We start from the raw sequence: 18,458 nt of genomic DNA on the forward strand, positions 1-18,458 counted from the left end.
GGCGGCGACGCCGGTGCCGCGCGAGGGCGGGCGGCGCGGCCGGCTGATCTTCGCGCTCGACGCGACGCAGAGCCGCGAGGACACCTGGGACCGCGCCTGCCGGCTGCAGGGCGAGATGTTCACCGAGACCGCGGCGCTGGGCGGGCTGGACCTGCAGCTGGTCTTCTACCGCGGCTTCGGCGAGTGCAAGGCCACGGCCTGGGTCTCCAACGGGGCGGAGCTGGCGCGGCTGATGAGCAAGGTGCGCTGCCGGGCCGGCGAGACCCAGCTGGGCCGGGTGCTCAACCATGCCGAGGCGGAGGCCGGGCGCGGCAAGGTCGACGCGCTGGTCTTCGTCGGCGACGCCTTCGAGGAATCGATCGACCGGGTCTGCGCCCAGGCCGGGCGGCTGGCGCTGCGCGGCGTGCCGGTGTTCCTGTTCCATGAAGGCCCCGACCCGGTGGCCGCCCGCGCCTTCCGCGAAATCGCCCGGCTGACCCGCGGCGCCTATTGCCCCTTCGACGCTTCCAGCCCCGGCCAGCTGCGCGACCTGCTGGCAGCCGTCGCGGTCTATGCCGCCGGCGGCCGTCCGGCGCTGGAGGATCTCGGCCGCCGGCGCGGCGCCGCGGTCACGGCGCTGATCGGGCGGATGGGAGGTTAGGCGCCACCGTGCTGCAGTTCCTCATCCTGGTCCTGGCGCTCGGCCTCGGCCTGCCGCTGCTCGCCGGCTGGTTCGCCAACACCCAGCCGAAGCAGGTGATCCGGAGCGCCCGCTGGGGCGGCATCCTGCTGCTGGCGGGGCTCGGCCTGTTCCTGCTGCTGACCGGGCGGCTGGCGGGCCTGCTCGCCGTGCTCGGCGCCGCCTTTCTCTGGCTGCAGCGCCTGTCGCCGCTGCTGATCCAGGGCCTGCCCTGGTTCCTGCGCTGGCGCCGATCGCGCCAGACCGCGGCCGGCCCGGCGCCCGGCGGCGCCTCGCGGCTGAGGACGCGCAGCCTCGACATGCAGCTCGACCACGCCAGCGGCGCGATGGATGGCTATGTGCTGCGGCCGGGGCCGGCGGAGGGGCGCAGCCTGGCGTCGCTACCGCTGCCGGCGCTGCTGCGGCTGCTGTTCGAATGCCGCGCCGACGACCCCGATTCGGCCCGGGTGCTGGAGACCTATCTCGACCGCCGCTTCGGCCCGGACTGGGCGAAGCAGGACCCGGCGGGCCCGCGCCGGACGGAGATGTCGGAGGCCGAGGCCTATGCGCTGCTCGGCCTCGCCGCCGGGGCGTCACCCGCCGCGGTGAAGGCGGCGCATCGCCGGATGATGAAGCGGCACCACCCGGATCATGGCGGCACGGCGGAGATGGCGGCCCGGCTCAACGCGGCGCGGGACCGGCTGCTGGGGGCTTGAGGCTCACTCCCCCGGCGCGACGCGCGGGGTGGCTGGCCGCTCCGCCGGCTGCACCGGGGCGACGGCGTGGCCGGAGACCTCGGCGCCGGCGTCCGGGGCGAGGCGCAGGAACATCAGCACCGAGGACAGCGACAGCAGCCCGACCGCGAAGAAGGCCCAGGAGAAGTCCGACGCCTGCAGCGTGCCGCCGCCATGCAGCATCAGGGTCAGGTTCAGCAGCACCGCGCCGGAGGCGACGCCCAGGCTGGCCGACAGCTGCTGCGCCGTGCTGGAGAAGCTGGAGGCGCGGCTCATCTTCTGCGGCGGGATGTCGGCGAAGGCCAGGGTGTTCAGGCTGGTGAACTGCAGCGACCGGAAATAGCCGCCGGCCAGCAGCAGCCCCATGATCAGCAGGTGCGGCGTGTCGGCCCGGAACAGCGCATAGCTCATCAGGAAGGCGGCGCTGATCACCGCGTTCCACACCAGCACCGGGCGGAAGCCGAAATGGCGGATGATCCGGGTGGCCGTCATCTTCATGCACAGGGCGCCGGCGGCGCTGATGAAGGTCAGGGTGCCGGATTCGAACGGCGTCATGCCGAAGCCCAGCTGCAGCATCAGCGGCAGCAGGAACGGGATGGCGCCGATGCCGACCCGGAAGATGGTGCCGCCGACCACCGAGATGCGGAAGGTGCGGACATGCAGCAGCGTCAGGTCGATGATCGGCGCCGGCACCCGGTGGGCGTGCCGGATGTAGAGCCAGAGCGAGCCGAGGCCGATGACGAACAGCGCGCCCGTGACCGGCAGCGGCACGATCGACCGGCCCAGCGTCTCGAAGCCGAACACCATGCAGCCCAGGGCGACGCCGGACATCAGCAGGCCGCGAACATCGAACGGGGTGCGCTCCTCCTCCCGCAGATCGTCGATGAACAGCGTCACCAGGATCACGCCGATGATGCCGATCGGGACGTTGATGAAGAAGATCAGGCGCCAGGAGCTGTAGGTGGTGATGAAGCCGCCCAGCGGCGGGCCCAGCACGGGGCCCAGCAGCGCCGGGGTGGTCAGGTAGGCCATGGCCCGCACCAGTTCGGCCTTCGATACGCTGCGCAGCAGCACCAGCCGGCCCACCGGCACCATCATGGCGCCGCCCATGCCCTGGATGATCCGCGCACCGACCAGCTCGACCGTCGAATTCGACAGGCCGCACAGGATCGAGCCGCAGGTGAAGATGACGATGGCGGCGCGGAACACGTTCTTGGCGCCGAACCGGTCCGCCACCCAGCCGCTGGCCGGGATGAAGACGGCGAGGCTGAGCAGGTAGGAGGTGATGGCGAGGCTGAGATGCAGCGGATCGGTGCCGAAGGACTTGGCGATCTGCGGCAGCGAGGTCCCGATCACGGTCGAATCGAGATTCTCCATGAACAGCGCGCAGGCGATGATCAGCGGGATCAGCTTCTGGCGCGGAAGGCGGGTCGTCATGTCTCAAGGCCGCGGCGGCCGCGGCCCCCTCGGGCGGTCGGGATCCGATTCTACACTCGTCTGACGAGTCCGAATCCTGCGCGCCAAACCCGCATTGGAGACATGCAAGTTTCAGGCGTCAGGCCCCCTGCCGGCTATGACGGCTGCTGGTTACGGTCGACGCCCGGCACGGAAGCGAGATCGCCGTCTCCTGCCGCCCCGGCGGTGCGGCCTGCAGGGCCGCTCCCTCCGATCGCCAGGCGGAAGCCGAGGGCGCACAGGAAGAGCGTGGCGCCGCAGACTGCGGTCAGGGCCAGCAGCCGGGCGAAGCCCTCGGCATGCAGCGCCCCGATGAGAGGAGCGGCGATCCCGGCCAGGACCGAGTCCAGCCCGTAGCTGAGCCCAAAGGCCTTGCCACGCAGGGACGGAGGCACGAAACGGGCGACCAGTGCGTCGTCGACCACCACCTCGCCATAGATCGCCGCCATGACCAGCGCCAAGCCGATCAGCAGCAACGGCCCGGTGAACAGGGCGGCGAGCACCAGCCCGGCCAGCTGTACGGCGGCGAGCAGGATGAACAACGTCGGCAGCGCCAGCCGGTCGATCAGGCGACCGACGGCGATCTGCGCGACAGCGCCGCAGACGAGGACCGCAGTGGCGATCGCGCCCGTTCCCTCCAGCGAGATCGCCGGTCCTGCCCGCTCGCCGATGATTTTGGGCAGGGCGATGGTCAGGATCATGTAGGTCAGGCCGCCGGCGATCGTCGCCATGACCACCGAGGCGATCGCAAGGCCAGGCCGTGCGACCGGCTGGACCGCCTCGTCCCCTGGCTCGACCGCCTCGCGGCCGGCGCTGTCGGATGTCAGCGCGAGATAGAGAACGCCACAGAGGACCGAGGCGGCGCCGGGCAGGAGGAAAGCGGCGCGCCAGCCCAGGGCGGCCGCCAGCATGGCGGTCAGGCCCGCGGCCAGGGCTGCGCCGAGATTGCCGCAGACGCCGTTGAGGCCGAGATCGAAGCCGAGCCGGCGCGAGCTCGACACCAGGAGCGAGAGACCGACGGGATGATAGATCGCGCAGAAGGCACCGAGCACGAGCAGCCATCCGGCGATCGCGGTGGGGCCGTCCGCGGCCCCGACGCCGATCGCGGCGGCGCCGGCTCCGATGAAATGGGTGACGAGCAGGAGGCGGCATCCCACCCGGTCGGCCAGCCAGCCGGCGGGCAGCGACAGCAGGCCATAAGCGACGAGACCGCCGGTCGCAAGCGGGATCAGCCGATCATAGGCCATGCCGCTTTCTGCGGCGACGGCCAGCACTGCCGTCGGATAGACCAGCATGAGATAGTGCGTTGTCGCATGCGCGATATTGATAAAGAGGACGGTGCGGGCGACGGACGGCATGGCGGAAATCCCCGGGGGCATTGACGCCTTACCTTGCCTTGGCCCAAAACGGCTTTGGGGACATATCGAGGCAGGATCGGGCCAATCCGCATGTCGATTGACGCCTTCGAGACCAGTCCGCGCATGGTCAGCATCCATGCGCAATTCTATGCCGACGGCGAAACCACCGGCTGGCACAGCCACGAGCGCGGCCAGCTTCTGGCGGCCGTGAGCGGCCTGATGGTCGCGACCACGGCAGCCGGCGCCTGGTATGTGCCGGCCAATCACGCGCTATGGCTTCCGCCAGGGGTCGACCATGATGTGGCCATGCGCGGCGCGGTGCGGATGACCAGCGCATACATCGCGCCGGACGCCTGCATGGACGCGAGCGGCTGCAAGGTGTTGGTCACTTCCCGCCTGCTGCTCGCGGCGATCGATGCGCTGGCGACCGAGCCGCTACTGTATGCTGAGCACGGGCGCGGCGGGCATCTGGCGGCGCTCATCGTCGACGAGATCGGCCGCGCGCCCGACGCGGCCCTCGCCCTGCCGATGCCGTCGGACCGGCGATTGGCGAGGCTCTGCAATGCGCTGATCGCCGCGCCCGGCGACCGGCGCGGCCTCGACGCCTGGGCCGACGCCATCGGCATGAGCCGGCGCAGCCTGACCAGGCACTTCCGTGCCGAGACCGGGCTGTCGCTCATCGCCTGGCGAAACCGGGCACGGGCCCTCCACAGATTCGAGCGGAAGGCCGGCCGCGGGGACCGGCCGTCGGATCAGGCCTCCACGTAGCGCCGACGCAGATGGGCCTTGAACACCCCGGCGTCGAGTGGCCGGCCGGTGGCGCGGGTCAGCAGCTCGTCGGTCTCCCAGCGCGAGGCCTGGCCGTGGATGCTGGCGCGCAGCCAGCCGACCAGCGGGGCGAAGTCGCCACGGCCGATCGCGGGCAGGATGTCCGGCTCGGCCCGGTTGGCGGCGTCGAAGATCTGCGCCGCGGTCATCGCGCCCAGCGTGTAGGTCGGGAAATAGCCCCAGCCGCCGCTCGGCCAGTGGATGTCCTGCAGGCAGCCCAGCCGGTCGTCCGGCGGCACCACGCCCAGGAGCGCCTTCATGCCGTCGTTCCAGGCGGCCGGCAGATCGGCCAGCGGCAGCTCGTCGGCGATCATCGCCTTCTCCAGCCGGTAGCGCAGGATGACATGGGCGGGGTAGGTCACCTCGTCGGCGTCAACCCGGATGAAGCCGCGCTCGACCCTGGTGTAGTGCCGCCACAGCGCCTCGGCCTCCCAGGCCGGGCCGCTGCCGCCGAAGGCATCGCGCATCCGCGGCGCCGCGAAGGTGATGAATTCGCGGCTGCGGCAGGCCTGCATCTCCATCAGCAGCGACTGGCTCTCATGCAGGCTCATGCCGCGGGCCTGGCCCACCGGCTGGTTCATCCAGGCTTGCGGCCGCCCCTGCTCGTAGAGGGCGTGGCCGGTCTCGTGCAGCACGCCCATCAGGGCACGGGTGAAGTCGGCCTCGTCATAGCGGGTGGTGATGCGGACATCGTTGTCGGCGCCGCCGCAGAACGGATGGGTGGAGACGTCGAGGCGCCCGCGCTCGAAATCGTAGCCCAGCACGCCCATCATGGCGATGCCCAGCGCCCGCTGCGACTCGACCGGGAACGGCCCCTGCGGCCGCGGCGTGGCCGGCCGGCGCGACTGGATCGCCAGAACCTCCTCGGTGAAGCCGGGCAGGAAGCCGGCCAGATCGTCGAACAGCGCGTCGATCTTCTCCGACCTTCCGCCGGGCTCGTAGTCGTTCAGCAAGGCGTCATAGGCCGACAGGCCCAGCGCCTCGCCCTTGGCGCGGCCGATCTCGCGCTGCAGCCGCAGCACCTCCTGCAGCTTGGGCAGCAGCGCGGCGAAATCCGAATCGGCACGGGCTTGGCGCCACGCCATCTCGCAGGCCGACACCGCCTTGCTCGATGCCTCGACCAGGTCGGCCGGCACCACGGTCTGCACCGTCCACAGCCGCCGGATCTCGCGGAGGTTGGCGCGCTCCCACTCGCCCAGGCTGTTGTCGGCCTCGGCTTCCGGCAGCCAGTCGGACAGGCGCGGATCGGTGACCATGCCGTGGCGCAGCACCTGCAGCAGGGCCAGGCTCTCGGCCCGGGTCTCGGCGGCGCCCTTCGGCATCATCGTGGCATTGTCCCAGTCGAGGATCCCGATGGCGTTGGACAACGCGGCGATGCGGCCGAAATGGGCGGCGATCTCGGCATAGGCGGTCATGACTCGGGTCCTTTCCGGGCGGCACGGCCGCGCCGCAGGTGATGCAGCAGGTAGATCGCGACCAGGATGGCGGCGAAGCCGAACCAGGTGATCGCATATTGCAGGTGGTCGTTCGGCAGATCGACCTTGGTCTGGCCGCCGAGGGGGTAGCGCGTGGCGTCCGGGCCGGCCGCCTGCTCGACCACCACCGGCGCCGCCCGGTCCAGCCCGGCAGCGCCGGCCATGGCCTGCAGGTCGACCCAGAACCACTCATTGGTCGCCGGGCTGTTGTCGGGCTGCATCCAGCCCTGGGGCAGGGGGCGGCGGGCCACGCCCTCGACCGTCACCGTGCCTTCCGGCGGCGGGTCGTAGGCGGCGGGCTTGCCCTCGGGGCCGAGCGGCACCCAGCCGCGGTTGACCATGACGGCCGGGCCGCCATCGTCGCGGATCAGCGGCGTGACCACCTGGATGCCGGCGGCGCCGTCATGCACGCGGGCCAGCAGCGGGAAGGCATGGGATGCGTCGAAGCGGCCGGTGACGGTGACGTGGCGGTAGTCGAAGCCGGGATCGTCGATCGCGGCCGGCAGCGGCGCCGGCGGGGCGGCCAGGCCGCGTTCGATTCGGTCGATCAGGTCGGTCTTCCAGGCCAGGCGCTCGAGCTGCCAGACGCCGAGGCCGAGCATCAGGGCGAGGGCGGGGATCAGGAAGACGGTCGGCCAGAACTCCGGCCGGAAACGGGATGCCATGACGGCCTCTCAGCCGCCCGTGCGGCGGTGCCGGTATTGCAGCGCCACGACATAGGCCTTGGCGGGGCGGATCAGAAGGGCGGTGAGGAGGATGAGGAGGGCGGCGCCGATCGTGATCGGCGCCCAGTCCGGCAGGTCGAAGGCGAAGCCGAGCCAGAGCGTCAGCGGCACCACGGTGAAGCCGAGGATGAAGATCAGGAAGACGGCCGGGCCGTCGCCCGAATCGACCTCCGAGAGGTCGAGATCGCAGACCGAACACCGGTCGGCGACGGTCAGGAAGCCCTTGAACAGGGCGCCCCGGCCGCAGCGCGGGCATTTGCAGCCCAGCGCCGCGGCCAGGGGAGAGACCGAACCCTCGGGCACGGAGTCTAGTGGGCCGCGACGGCGGCGCCGTGGCCGCCCCACCAGTAGATGGCGACGAACAGGAACAGCCAGACCGCGTCGACGAAGTGCCAGTACCAGGCCGCCGCCTCGAAGCCGAAATGGCTGTCCTTGGTGAAGTCGCCGCGCGCCGTCCGGAACCAGCACACCGCCAGGAAGATGGTGCCGACCAGCACGTGGAAGCCGTGGAAGCCGGTGGCCATGTAGAAGGTCGAGGCGAAGACGCCGTCGCGGAAGCCGAATTCGGAGTGGGTGTATTCCCAGACCTGGATGCAGGTGAAGATCGCGCCGAGCAGCACGGTGATGCCCAGTGCCTTCGCCGCTTGCTTCATGTTGCCTTCGACGATCTCGTGATGCGCCCAGGTCACGGTGCAGCCCGACAGCAGCAGCACCAGGGTCATCAGCAGCGGGAAGTGGAAGGCGTCGACCGGAGTGATGCCCTTGGGCGGCCAGATGCCGCCGGTCGCCTCGACGCGGGCATACTGCGCCGCCTCGTTGACGAACAGGCTGGAGTCGAAATAGGCCCAGAAGAACGCGACGAAGAACATCACCTCCGACGCGATGAACAGCATCATGCCGTAGCGCAGGCCCAGCTTCACCACCGGGGTGTGCAGCTTGCGGAAGGTGGCTTCCTTGATCACGTCGCGCCACCAGCCGAACATCACGGCCAGCACGCCCAGGAAGCCGATGATCAGCAGCGCCGGCCCCTCGTCATGCATGAACAGGACGCCGCCGATCGCCATGACGCCCGCCGCCAGCGAGCCGAGCAGCGGCCACGGGCTGGGGTCGACCAGATGATAGGGATGCGGAACCGCGTTCAGTTCGTAGCTCGTCTCGTGCCTGTCGGCATGGACGTCGGTTGTGCTCATCCTCGTGCCCCTCTCGGTCTCTCGTCCGATATCCGCTTGGTTTCCGCCCTATCGCTGCCGGCAGGCCGTCAGCCGTCGTTCTTGGCCGCACGATAATAGGCGGCCACCGCATTCTCCAGCGCCTTCGAGCGCTGGCTGTAGAAGGTGTAGGACAGGGTGATGGTGCGCACGTCGCTCAGATTCGGCTGCGCGTCCATCGCCGCGTCGACATAGAAATAGACCGGAAACTCCACCGTCTCGCCCGGCTGGATGATCTGCTCGGTGAAGCAGAAGCACTGCACCTTGGAGAAGTAGAGCCCGACCTTGTCCGGCGTCACGTTGTAGACCGCCTGGCCGGCGGTCGGCTCCTTGGCCGTGCTGGTGGCCTGGAAGTAGATCAGCGCCGGCTCGCCCAGCTTGACCTCGACCTCGGTCTGCTCGGCCTTGAAGGTCCAGGGCAGTTCGGCATCGGTGTTGGCGACGAAGCGCACCCGTACCGTGCGGTCCAGCACCTTGTCGGAGACCGAATCGGCGACCTGGGTGGTGCCGCCATAGCCGGTGACCTGGCAGAACAGCCGGTACAGCGGCGAGGAGGCGAAGGCCAGCACGCCCATCGAGAAGGCGACGCCGCACAGCGTGGTCATGAATAGGCGGTTGCGGCGCCGGACCTTGGGATCCAGTTCGGCCATCTAACCCCCCTTCATCTTGACGATGGTGATCACGAAGATCAGCACGACCCAGGCGATCAGGCCCAGCGCCAGCGCCACATTGCGGCCGCGCAGGCGGCTGCGCGCGTCGGGCGCCTGCGGCGGGGCCGGCCGGACGGTCGGCTTGGCGGTCGAACGCGCGGCCATCTCAGAAATGCACCGCGGTGTGGTCGACGATCAGCAGGCCGAAGATCGCGAACAGGTAGAAGATCGAATAGCCGAACATCTGCTTGGCGGCGCGGTGGTTGGTGGCCGCGTCGTCCTCGCGCAGCACCCGGACGGCGCAGAGGATGAACAGCGCGCCCAGCAGGCCGGCGCCGATGGCGTAGGTCAGCCCGGCGATGCCCAGCAGCCAGGGCGCAAGGCCGAGCGGGAACAGGGCCAGGGTATAGGCCAGCATCTGGCGCTTGGTCTCGCGCGCGCCGGACACCACCGGCAGCATCGGCACGCCGGCCTTGGCGTATTCGCCGCTGCGGAACAGCGCCAGCGCCCAGAAATGTGGCGGGGTCCACATGAAGATCAGGGCGAACAGCACGATCGGGGCCAGGGTCACGTCGCCGGTCACGGCGGCCCAGCCGATCATCGGCGGGAACGACCCGGCGGCGCCGCCGATCACGATGTTCTGCGGCGTCCGCCGCTTCAGCCACATGGTGTAGACGAAGACGTAGAAGGCTGAGGCCGCGGCCAGCACGGCGGCTGCCACCCAGTTGACCGCCAGCCCCATCACCAGCACGGCGGCGACAGACAGGAACACGCCGAAGGCCAGCGCCTCGGACGGCGCGATGCGGCCGCGCACGATCGGGCGGCCACAGGTCCGGCTCATCACCGCGTCGATGTCGCGGTCGTACCACATGTTGATGGCCCCGGCCGCGCCGGCGCCGACGGCGATGCACAGCACGGCGGTGGCGGCCAGGACCGGATGCAGATGGCCCGGCGCCGCGATCAGCCCGGCAATGCCGGTGAAGACGACGAGCGTCATCACCCGCGGCTTCAAGAGCGCGAGATAGTCCTGCCAGGTGGCGCCGCCCTCGGCCTCGGCCGAGGCGGTTCGGGCTGTCCGGTCCAGGGTCACGTCAACCATCATAAACCTCAAGCGGACCGGGCCGCACGGGTGATCCGCGCGGCCCGGCCCATTCTCCTCAATCCCGGCCTCGGATCACCGGACCCGGGGCAGGTTCTCGAACTGGTGGAAGGGCGGCGGCGACGGCAGCGTCCACTCCAGCGTGGTGGCGCCTTCGCCCCAGTAATTGGCCTCCACCTTGCGGCCGAACCTGATCGTGTAGAAGGCGATGCCGACGAACAGGAAGGCGGCCGCGACCGAGATGTAGGCGCCGAAGGACGACACCATGTTCCAGCCGTGGAACGCATCCGGATAGTCCGGCTGGCGCCGCGGCATGCCGGCCAAGCCCAGGAAGTGCTGCGGGAAGAAGGTCAGGTTGACGCCGATGAACGTCATCCAGAAGTGGATCTTGCCCCAGGTCTCCGGGTACTGCCGGCCGGACATCTTGCCGATCCAGTAGTAGAAGCCGCCGAAGATCGAGAACACCGCGCCCAGCGACAGCACGTAGTGGAAGTGGGCGATGACGTAGTAGGTGTCGTGCAGGGCGGTGTCGATGCCGGCATTGGCCAGCACGACGCCGGTGACGCCGCCGATGGTGAACAGGAAGATGAAGCCGATCGCCCACAGCATCGGCGTCTTGAATTCGATCGATCCGCCCCACATCGTCGCGATCCAGGAGAAGATCTTGATGCCGGTCGGCACCGCGATGATCAGCGTGGCGGCGGTGAAGTAGGCGCGGGTGTCGACGTCGATGCCGGTGGTGAACATGTGGTGCGCCCACACGACGAAGCCGACGACGCCGATCGCGACCATGGCGTAGGCCATGCCGAGATAGCCGAACACCGGCTTCTTCGAGAAGGTCGACACGATGTGGCTGATCATGCCGAAGCCCGGCAGGATCATGATGTACACCTCGGGATGCCCGAAGAACCAGAACAGGTGCTGGAACAGCAGCGGGTCGCCGCCGCCCTCGGGCTTGAAGAAGCTGGTGCCGAAGTTGCGGTCGGTCAGCAGCATGGTGATGGCGCCGCCCAGCACCGGCACGGCCAGCAGCAGCAGGAAGGCGGTGACCAGCATGGCCCAGACGAACAGCGGCATCTTGTGCAGCGTCATGCCCGGGGCACGCATGTTGAAGATCGTGGTGATGAAGTTCACCGCGCCGAGGATCGACGATGCGCCCGCCAGGTGCAGCGCGAAGATCGCCATGTCGACCGAAGGCCCGGGCTGCCCGGCCTCGGACAGCGGCGGGTAGATCGTCCAGCCGGTGCCGGCGCCCTGGCCGACGAAGGCCGAGCCGATCAGCAGCGCGAAGGACGGCACCAGCAGCCAGAACGAGATGTTGTTCAGCCGCGGAAACGCCATGTCCGGCGCGCCGATCATGATCGGCACGAACCAGTTGCCGAAGCCGCCGATCATAGCGGGCATGACCGTGAAGAAGATCATGATCAGGCCATGGGCCGTCACGATCACGTTCCACTCCTGCCCGCCCGACAGGAACTGCAGCCCGGGGTTCTGCAGCTCGAGCCGCATGATCAGCGAGAACACGCCGCCGATCAGGCCGGCGCAGATCGCGAAGACCAGGTACAGCGTGCCGATGTCTTTGTGGTTGGTCGAGAACAGCCAGCGCTTGAAGAAGCCCGGCTTGTGGTCGTGGTGGTGGTCGTCGTGACCGTGTGCGTGCGCTTCGGCGTGAGCCATCGTGTCAACCTCTTGCCCGTCCGGGGCTTGCCTGTCGGGACCGCGGGCCCCGAATGGGATCAACTCCCGGTGGGGGTCACTGGCCGGCCTGGGCCAGCTTGGTGCGCGCCTGCGCCTCGTCCCAGGTCATGGTCAGAAGCTTCGGCTTCTCGGCCGGGTTCGGCCCGACCTTCTCGATGACCCACTTGTCGAAGTCCGCGCGGCTGACCGCGTGCACCTCGATCGGCATGTAGGCGTGGTCGGTGCCGCAGAGCTGCGAGCACTGGCCGTAATAGATGCCCGGCTTGTCGATGCGGACCCAGGTCTCGTTGGTCCGGCCCGGAATCGCGTCCTTCTTCAGGCCGAAGGCGGGCACCGCCCAGGAGTGGATGACGTCGCCGGCGGTGGTCAGGATCTGGATGTCGGTGTCGACCGGCAGCACCACCGGGTTGTCGACCGACAGCATCCGCACCTGGTCCGGCTTCAGGTCCTCGTCCTTGACGATATAGCTGGTGAACTCGGCGACCTTCTGGTCCGGATACTCATAGCCCCAGTACCACTGGTAACCGTGGGCGATCAGGGTCATCTCCGGATTCGGCGTGCGGTCGCCGGCATAGAGCAGCCGGAAGGACGGCACCACGATGACCAGCAGGATCAGGACCGGCGCGACCGTCCAGATCACCTCGATCAGGGTGTTGTGCGCGGTCTTGGACGGCACCGGATTGCGCCGGGCGCTGAAGCGCCACATCACATAGACCAGCAGGCCGAGCACGAACACCGTGAGCGCCACGATGATGACCAGGAGCAGATTATGGAAGCTCTGCATCTGCTCCTTGACCGGGGACGCTGAGTCCTGGAAGCCGAGCTGCCAGTTGTGCGGCGGTCCGTCGGCGAAGGCCGCGCCTGTGCCGAGGAGAAGCAGGACCGACACGCCTGCCGCCAATTCACGCAGTCTGCCCGATCGCATGCCGTGCGCTCTTTCGTTATCGTTGTCGTTCCCACCCTGGCCCATGCCGGCTGCCGCCGCCAATGGACTCCGTCCGGCCTTATAGCGATGGAAACGCGAGGGTTGAAGCCCCCACGACATCGGCGGCCGCACGAAGCCGGGCCAATCCTGGCCAGGGCGAAAATACAGGGCGTTCCGCGGGGCAACAACAGGCCGTGCGCCATGGCTGTCACGCAAATGGTCGCATCCCCTTGAGACGCCGATTCGGCGGCACGGTCGATCAGGGGCTGGCCCCGGCCGGCGGACGGCACTATCTCTGGAATCCAGACCCGCTGACCGGATCCCAGCCATGAGCGCCATCGACCAGACCGACGACCTGTTCTTCACCCAGGCCGGGCTCGACCGCGCCCGGCTCGAGCGGCTGGTCGGCGACGCCTTGCAGGGGGCGGATGACGGCGAGCTGTTCCTGGAATACGTCCAGTCCGAGGGGCTGAGCTGGGACGACGGCAAGCTGAAGAGCGCCAGCTTCGACACCAGCCAGGGATTCGGCCTGCGCGCGGTGGCGGGGGAGACCACCGGCTACAGCCACGCCTCGACCCTGAGCGAGGACGCGGTCAAGCGGGCGGCGGACACGGTGCGCGCGGTCCGCGCCGGCCATGGCGGCAGCCTGGCCGAGCCGCCGCAGGGCACCAACCGGCAGCTCTATACCGATGCCAACCCGCTCTCGGCGGTGCCGTTCGAGACCAAGGTCAGGGTCCTGGCCGAGATCGACGCCTATGCCCGGGCGAAGGATCCGCGAGTGCGCCAGGTCAGCGCTTCGATCAGCGGCAACTGGCAGGCGGTGCGGATCATCCGCGCCGACGGCCGCCACGCCGCCGACATCCGGCCGCTGGTGCGGGTCAACGTCTCGGTCGTGGTCGGCGACGGCGACCGGATGGAGAGCGGCAGCCACGGCGCCGGCGGCCGCACCGGCTATGATCTCTATCTCGAGCCGGGGCAGTGGCAGGGGGCGGTGGACGAGGCGCTGCGCCAGGCCCTGGTGCGGCTGGACGCGGTCGAGGCGCCGGCCGGCGAGATGACCGTGGTGCTCGGCCCCGGCTGGCCCGGCATCCTGCTGCACGAGGCGATCGGCCACGGCCTCGAGGGCGATTTCAACCGCAAGAAGACCTCCGCCTTCTCCGGCCTGATGGGCCAGCGCGTCGCGGCGCCCGGCGTCACCGTGATCGATGACGGCACGCTGCCGGACCGGCGCGGCAGCCTGACCGTGGACGACGAGGGCACGCCGACCCGCAGCACCACGCTGATCGAGGACGGCATCCTGGTCGGCTACATGCAGGACCGGATGAACGCCCGGCTGATGGGCATGGCGCCGACCGGCAACGGAAGGCGGCAGAGCTACGCCCATCATCCGATGCCGCGGATGACCAACACCATCATGCTCGGCGGCAACACGTCGCCGGCGGAGATCCTGGCCTCGGTGAAGACCGGCCTCTACGCCGTCAACTTCGCCGGCGGCCAGGTCGACATCACCAACGGCAAGTTCGTGTTCTCGGCCTCCGAGGCCTATCTGATTGAGGATGGGAAGATCGGGCCGGCGGTGAAGGGAGCGACCCTGATCGGCAACGGCCCCGACGCGTTGACCAAGGTGTCGATGGTCGGCGACGACATGGCGCTCGACCCCGGCATCGGCACCTGCGGCAAGGAAGGCCAGGGCGTGCCGGTCGGCGTCGGCCAGCCGACGCTGCGGATCGACGGGCTCACGGTCGGCGGCACCCGGGCCTGATCATAATCCGGCCTCGAATACTTTGATCCCGGTGGAAGCTCTCGGGCGTGCCCAGGTGATGCCGGGCCGGCTAAGCTGGAGGATGCAGCCAGGGAGAAGCGCATGATCGCCGTGATCTTCGAGGTCGAGCCGGCGGAGGGCCGGTTCGACGAGTATCTCGACCACGCCGCGCGGCTGCGCCCGGTGCTGGAGCGGATGCCCGGTTTCATCTCGGTCGAGCGCTTCCGCAGCCTGACCAATCCGGACAAGCTGCTGTCGCTGTCGTTCTGGGAGGACGAAACGGCCGTCACCGCCTGGCGCAACCGGGCCGAGCATCGCGCCGCCCAGGCCGCGGGCCGCGCCGGGATTTTCGCCGGTTACCGCCTGCGCATCGCCGCGGTGATCCGCGACTACGATATGGTCGAGCATCGCGAGCAGGCGCCGGCCGATTCGCCGTTCTAGGGGGCGGAGGCTAGGTCGGTCCGGCTGAAATCGTCGCCCTTGAACAGGAGCGGCTCGCCCCTCGTCGCGGCGAGGGCATAGGAGAAGCAGTCGCCGTAAATCAGCCCGGCCGGGTGTCGGCCCTTGCCGAACCGACGCCACGCCCGCCGCGCCATGTCGGCCTGCTCGCCGTCGACGGGCACGGTCTCCGCGTTGAGCCGATGGAGCCACAGGTCGAATTCCCGGCCGCCCGCGTCGCCCAGCCGTGCTTCGATGACGATCGCGGCCTCCAGCGCGGTCGCGGCCGAGATCAGCCGGATCGGATCCGCCGCGATCCGGCGTTCGAGATCAGCCGCCTCCGGCTCGTCGAGCAGGATGGCAAGGATCGCCGAGGTGTCGATCACCATCAGCGCGGCAACCCGTCCTCGCCGTAGCCCAGGATCTCGTCCGGGCTGCGGCGATCCAGGACGGGCAGGGCGGCGACTCGCTTGCGGATGGCGGCCAGATCCTCGAGCAGCATTGGTGCCTTGCGGGCGCCGGCCACTCGGCGCAGCCGGTCCTCTAGGGCGCGGCGGGTGGCCTCGGTGATCGACTCACCGGTCTGCCGGGCCAGTTCGCGCGCCAGCGTCTCGGTCTCCGGGTCTTTGATGCTGAGTGCCATCGTTGGTTCCTGGGTATCTTCCTAGGTAGAATATACCTGCAGGGTTGTCAGCGCCATGGTCGGCGATCTACCCCAACCCCGGCACCTGCGGATAGGCGGGATCGTCCCAGTCCGGATGCTCCTGCCACTGCGGGGTACCGTCGGCGACGGCGTAGTAGTCGCCCTTGTCGGCGATGTAGAGATGGCCGCCCATCGCCAGGCCGGTGGCGCCGTCCAGCGTGCCGGCGGCGATGCTGACGTTGCTCCCGCCCTCCAGCTTCCAGAACAGGCTGGCGCCGCATTCGCCGCAGAAGCCGCGCCGGGCTTCGGCGGAGGAGCGGTACCAGCGCAGCGTGCGGTCGCTCTCCAGCGCCAGGTCGCCGGCGGCGCAGGCGGTGAAGGCGGCGAAATGGCCGGAGGTGCGGCGGCACTGGCCGCAATGGCACGCCACCACCTGCCGCAGCGGCCCCGTCACCCGATAGCGCACCCCGCCGCACAGGCAGCCGCCGGTCCGGTCCGTCATCGCTCGCCTCCCTCGATGATCCGGCCCTCAGGGTGCCGCCCCCGGGACCGCATCATTGTGCCGAAGCCGTCCAAGGATGTCGCAGCCGCGCCACCGTCGTGTCGCGTCCGGCCTTGCCAAGCCGTCGCGGCCTCCCGATATTCGACGGAGCCGCCCGGATCCCCCGGGCGGCGGACGTTCTCAGGGCGGGGTGAAAGTCCCCACCGGCGGTGATGGCGCGATCCCCTCAGGGAAGCGCATGAGCCCGCGAGCGCCTGCCGGGCGACCGGCAGGGTCAGCAGATTCGGTGGGACTCCGAAGCCGACGGTCACAGTCCGGATGAAAGAGAACGGGGACGGCAGGCCGGGCACGAGTCCCGGTGGTCGGTCCCGTATGCCCTGATTCTGGTCCGTTGCATGAGGATGACCATGAATCAGCCCCTGTCTGCTTCCTCCCGTACCGATACGCCGCGCATCGCCTTCATCCAGGCCTGCTGGCACCGCGACATCGTCGACCAGTGCAAGACCGCCTTCCTGGCCGAGATCGCCCAGGCCGGCGCCGCCGCGCCGGAGGTCGACCTGTTCGAGGTGCCGGGCGTGTTCGAGATCCCGCTGCACGCCCAGCTTCTCGCCAAATCCGGCCGCTACGACGCCATCGTCGCCACCGGCTTCATCGTCGATGGCGGCATCTACCGGCATGAATTCGTGTCGACCGCGGTGATCGACGCGCTGATGCGGGTGCAGCTCGACACCGAGGTGCCGGTGCTGTCCGCCGTGCTGACGCCGCAGCGCTTCCACGAGCACGAGGCCCACGCCGCCTTCTTCCGCGACCATTTCCTGGTCAAGGGCAAGGAGGCGGCGGAGGCCGCGCTGAAGACCATCGCCGCGGTGGGCAGGCTGCGCGGCCAGGGCCTGCGCGCCGCGGCCTGATCCGGCCCCGCGCCGGCCTTATCTCCCGTAGAGGGCGGTGAGGCTGGCGCGGCCGATCTCGGTGCCGTGCAGGGCGAAGCCCACCATGGCGGCCGAGGCCTGCGGGTCGACCGGCAGCCGGTCGACCGACAGCGCATGCACCGTGAAGATGTAGCGGTGCGGCTTGTCGCCCTGCGGCGGGCACGGGCCGCCATAGGCCGAGCTGCCGTAATCGGTGCGGCCCTGCACCGCCCCGGCCGGCAGCCCCTGTCCCGACGGCGCGCCGGCGCCCTGCGGCAGCGCCGTGACCCCGGCCGGGATGTCGGCCACCACCCAATGCCACCAGCCGCTGCCGGACGGCGCGTCCGGATCATAGGCGGTGACGACGAAGCTCTTGGTCCCGGCCGGCGCGCCGGACCAGGCCAGGGCCGGCGAGACGTTGCCGCCGGTGCAGCCGAAGCCGTTGAAGACGAAGCGGTCGGCAATCGTGCCGCCCGGCGTCAGGTCGGGGCTGGTCAGGCGGAACTGGGCGGCATGGCCGGGGCTGGCCGACAGGATCGCGGCCAGCGCCAGGCCGGCGGCGGCGGAAAACGGACGCATGGAAATCTCCTCGGAATCGGTGAGGAGACGCTAGGGCACCGCCGTCCCCGGCATCGTCCCGTTCCGATCGGAGGCCGTCCCGATCCGGTCAATCGTCGATCCGGACACCGGGCGGGTGGCGGAGGGGATCAGCCCGAACCGCGCCCGGAACAGCCCGGCGAAGCGGGAGGGCGAGCGGTAGCCGCAGGCCTGCGCCACCTGGGCGATCGGGCCGGCACCGCCATAGAGCAGCGTCAGCGCATGGTCCATCCGGGTGTCGCTCAGCACCCTGGTGAAGCCGGTGCCCTCGGCCCGCAGCCGACGGCGCAGCGTCGGCTCGCTCAGCCCCAGGCGCTTGGCGGCATCGGCGGCGGACCAGGGCGCGGCCGGCTGCGCCGCGATCAGCAGCCGCAGCCGTTCGGCCACGCGCTCCTCCGCCTCCGGCCGCCAAGCGATGCCGTGCTCGGCCAGCAGGATCAGGAGCTCGGTCATCCGGTGGCGAGTGGCCTCGACCGACAGCTTCGGCCCGGCGGCGAAGGCCGACAGCGCATGGTCCGCCGCCTCGGCCAGCCGGTCGGAGCGGAGCAGGGCGAAGGGCCGCGGCGGCCTTCCGCTTTCGGTCAGATGCGGGAAGGACAGGCGGAAGGCACGCAGCAGCGACGGCGCGAAGCTGATCAGCACCGACCGGTACAGCCCGCCCTCCGGCGGAATGTTGACGACATCGACCGCCTCGGCCGGCGACAGGGCGATCGCATCCCCGGCGCGGGCGGCGATCACGCGGCCGTCGAGATGGAACTCCGTTGCCGCCGCTGGCGACCAGGACCAGGCCGGTTC

The 18,458-nt window shown here is 69.8% G+C and carries 22 protein-coding genes and 1 riboswitch; of the genes, 6 read left to right on the forward strand and 16 right to left on the reverse strand.

Annotation, left to right across the window (positions count from 1 at the left end):
• Nucleotides 1–640: hypothetical protein (locus tag P409_RS38755; protein ID WP_034833584.1), on the forward strand; the 640-nt coding region annotated here is incomplete at its 5' end.
• 8 nt (nucleotides 641–648) lie between these two features.
• The gene (locus tag P409_RS07125) at nucleotides 649–1,374 is read left to right on the forward strand and encodes a J domain-containing protein (RefSeq protein WP_052120137.1); all 726 of its coding nucleotides are present in this window, start codon (nucleotides 649–651) and stop codon (nucleotides 1,372–1,374) included.
• A gap of 3 nt (nucleotides 1,375–1,377) precedes the next feature.
• Here the strand turns inward: P409_RS07125 and P409_RS07130 are convergent, their stop codons facing one another.
• Nucleotides 1,378–2,829 (reverse strand): DHA2 family efflux MFS transporter permease subunit, encoded by a 1,452-nt coding sequence (locus tag P409_RS07130; RefSeq protein ID WP_034833586.1) that lies wholly within the window; start codon nucleotides 2,827–2,829, stop codon nucleotides 1,378–1,380.
• Between the two features lie 134 nt (nucleotides 2,830–2,963).
• The gene (locus P409_RS07135; RefSeq protein WP_081991338.1) at nucleotides 2,964–4,205 is read right to left on the reverse strand and encodes an MFS transporter; all 1,242 of its coding nucleotides are present in this window, start codon (nucleotides 4,203–4,205) and stop codon (nucleotides 2,964–2,966) included.
• A 90-nt stretch (nucleotides 4,206–4,295) separates the two neighbouring features.
• On the opposite strand from P409_RS07135, the gene P409_RS07140 reads away from it, so the two are divergent.
• On the forward strand, nucleotides 4,296–4,973 hold the full coding sequence (locus tag P409_RS07140) for an AraC family transcriptional regulator (RefSeq protein ID WP_052120138.1): 678 nt from the start codon (nucleotides 4,296–4,298) through the stop codon (nucleotides 4,971–4,973).
• Here P409_RS07140 and P409_RS07145 read toward each other — a convergent pair.
• The 9 genes from P409_RS07145 to coxB all read right to left on the reverse strand — a co-directional run bounded on the left by P409_RS07145 (nucleotide 4,958) and on the right by coxB (nucleotide 12,777).
• Nucleotides 4,958–6,448: a carboxypeptidase M32 gene (locus P409_RS07145; protein ID WP_034833588.1), complete on the reverse strand. Its 1,491-nt coding sequence runs from the start codon at nucleotides 6,446–6,448 to the stop codon at nucleotides 4,958–4,960. The genes P409_RS07140 and P409_RS07145 overlap by 16 nt on opposite strands.
• Nucleotides 6,445–7,173 carry an SURF1 family protein gene (locus P409_RS07150; RefSeq protein WP_034833589.1) on the reverse strand — a complete coding sequence of 243 codons (729 nt, stop codon included), beginning with the start codon at nucleotides 7,171–7,173 and terminating at the stop codon, nucleotides 6,445–6,447. Before P409_RS07150 ends, P409_RS07145 begins: the two co-directional genes overlap by 4 nt.
• A 9-nt stretch (nucleotides 7,174–7,182) precedes the next feature.
• The gene (locus P409_RS07155) at nucleotides 7,183–7,536 is read right to left on the reverse strand and encodes a DUF983 domain-containing protein (RefSeq protein WP_034833591.1); all 354 of its coding nucleotides are present in this window, start codon (nucleotides 7,534–7,536) and stop codon (nucleotides 7,183–7,185) included.
• 5 nt (nucleotides 7,537–7,541) lie between these two features.
• Nucleotides 7,542–8,423, reverse strand: a complete 882-nt coding sequence (locus tag P409_RS07160) for a cytochrome c oxidase subunit 3 (protein WP_052120139.1) — start codon at nucleotides 8,421–8,423, stop codon at nucleotides 7,542–7,544.
• 68 nt (nucleotides 8,424–8,491) lie between these two features.
• Nucleotides 8,492–9,091, reverse strand: a complete 600-nt coding sequence (locus tag P409_RS07165; protein WP_034833594.1) for a cytochrome c oxidase assembly protein — start codon at nucleotides 9,089–9,091, stop codon at nucleotides 8,492–8,494.
• Nucleotides 9,092–9,256 (reverse strand): hypothetical protein, encoded by a 165-nt coding sequence (locus P409_RS39950; protein WP_162531596.1) that lies wholly within the window; start codon nucleotides 9,254–9,256, stop codon nucleotides 9,092–9,094.
• A gap of 1 nt (nucleotide 9,257) precedes the next feature.
• Entirely contained in the window at nucleotides 9,258–10,190 is a 933-nt protein-coding gene (locus P409_RS07170) for a heme o synthase (RefSeq protein ID WP_034833621.1), read from the reverse strand.
• A 75-nt stretch (nucleotides 10,191–10,265) separates the two neighbouring features.
• Nucleotides 10,266–11,867: a cytochrome c oxidase subunit I gene (gene ctaD, locus P409_RS07175; protein WP_034833598.1), complete on the reverse strand. Its 1,602-nt coding sequence runs from the start codon at nucleotides 11,865–11,867 to the stop codon at nucleotides 10,266–10,268.
• A gap of 76 nt (nucleotides 11,868–11,943) precedes the next feature.
• A complete protein-coding gene (gene coxB / locus P409_RS07180) occupies nucleotides 11,944–12,777 on the reverse strand; it encodes a cytochrome c oxidase subunit II (protein ID WP_238578614.1) in 834 nt (277 codons plus the stop codon).
• 364 nt (nucleotides 12,778–13,141) lie between these two features.
• On the opposite strand from coxB, the gene tldD reads away from it, so the two are divergent.
• Complete coding sequence (gene tldD, locus P409_RS07185; RefSeq protein ID WP_034833601.1) at nucleotides 13,142–14,575, forward strand: metalloprotease TldD; 1,434 nt, start codon at nucleotides 13,142–13,144, stop codon at nucleotides 14,573–14,575.
• A 102-nt stretch (nucleotides 14,576–14,677) separates the two neighbouring features.
• On the forward strand, nucleotides 14,678–15,016 hold the full coding sequence (locus P409_RS07190; protein ID WP_034833602.1) for an antibiotic biosynthesis monooxygenase family protein: 339 nt from the start codon (nucleotides 14,678–14,680) through the stop codon (nucleotides 15,014–15,016).
• Here P409_RS07190 and P409_RS07195 read toward each other — a convergent pair.
• The 3 genes from P409_RS07195 to P409_RS07205 all read right to left on the reverse strand — a co-directional run bounded on the left by P409_RS07195 (nucleotide 15,013) and on the right by P409_RS07205 (nucleotide 16,158).
• Nucleotides 15,013–15,402, reverse strand: a complete 390-nt coding sequence (locus tag P409_RS07195; RefSeq protein WP_034833603.1) for a type II toxin-antitoxin system VapC family toxin — start codon at nucleotides 15,400–15,402, stop codon at nucleotides 15,013–15,015. The genes P409_RS07190 and P409_RS07195 overlap by 4 nt on opposite strands.
• Nucleotides 15,402–15,656, reverse strand: a complete 255-nt coding sequence (locus P409_RS07200; RefSeq protein ID WP_034833604.1) for a type II toxin-antitoxin system VapB family antitoxin — start codon at nucleotides 15,654–15,656, stop codon at nucleotides 15,402–15,404. The genes P409_RS07195 and P409_RS07200 overlap by 1 nt, the downstream gene beginning before the upstream one ends.
• A gap of 67 nt (nucleotides 15,657–15,723) precedes the next feature.
• A complete protein-coding gene (locus tag P409_RS07205) occupies nucleotides 15,724–16,158 on the reverse strand; it encodes a GFA family protein (protein WP_052120140.1) in 435 nt (144 codons plus the stop codon).
• Between the two features lie 172 nt (nucleotides 16,159–16,330).
• Nucleotides 16,331–16,492, forward strand: a riboswitch (FMN riboswitch).
• A 73-nt stretch (nucleotides 16,493–16,565) separates the two neighbouring features.
• On the opposite strand from P409_RS07205, the gene P409_RS07210 reads away from it, so the two are divergent.
• Nucleotides 16,566–17,066: a 6,7-dimethyl-8-ribityllumazine synthase gene (locus P409_RS07210; RefSeq protein ID WP_034833607.1), complete on the forward strand. Its 501-nt coding sequence runs from the start codon at nucleotides 16,566–16,568 to the stop codon at nucleotides 17,064–17,066.
• Nucleotides 17,067–17,084: 18 nt separating this feature from the next.
• Here the strand turns inward: P409_RS07210 and P409_RS07215 are convergent, their stop codons facing one another.
• Nucleotides 17,085–17,645, reverse strand: a complete 561-nt coding sequence (locus tag P409_RS07215) for a YbhB/YbcL family Raf kinase inhibitor-like protein (protein WP_034833610.1) — start codon at nucleotides 17,643–17,645, stop codon at nucleotides 17,085–17,087.
• Nucleotides 17,646–17,675: 30 nt separating this feature from the next.
• On the reverse strand, nucleotides 17,676–18,458 hold a 783-nt coding region (locus P409_RS07220; RefSeq protein ID WP_052120141.1), incomplete at its 5' end, for a helix-turn-helix transcriptional regulator.

The sequence above is a fragment of the Inquilinus limosus MP06 genome, from assembly GCF_000767795.1.
Classification (GTDB): domain Bacteria; phylum Pseudomonadota; class Alphaproteobacteria; order DSM-16000; family Inquilinaceae; genus Inquilinus; species Inquilinus limosus_E.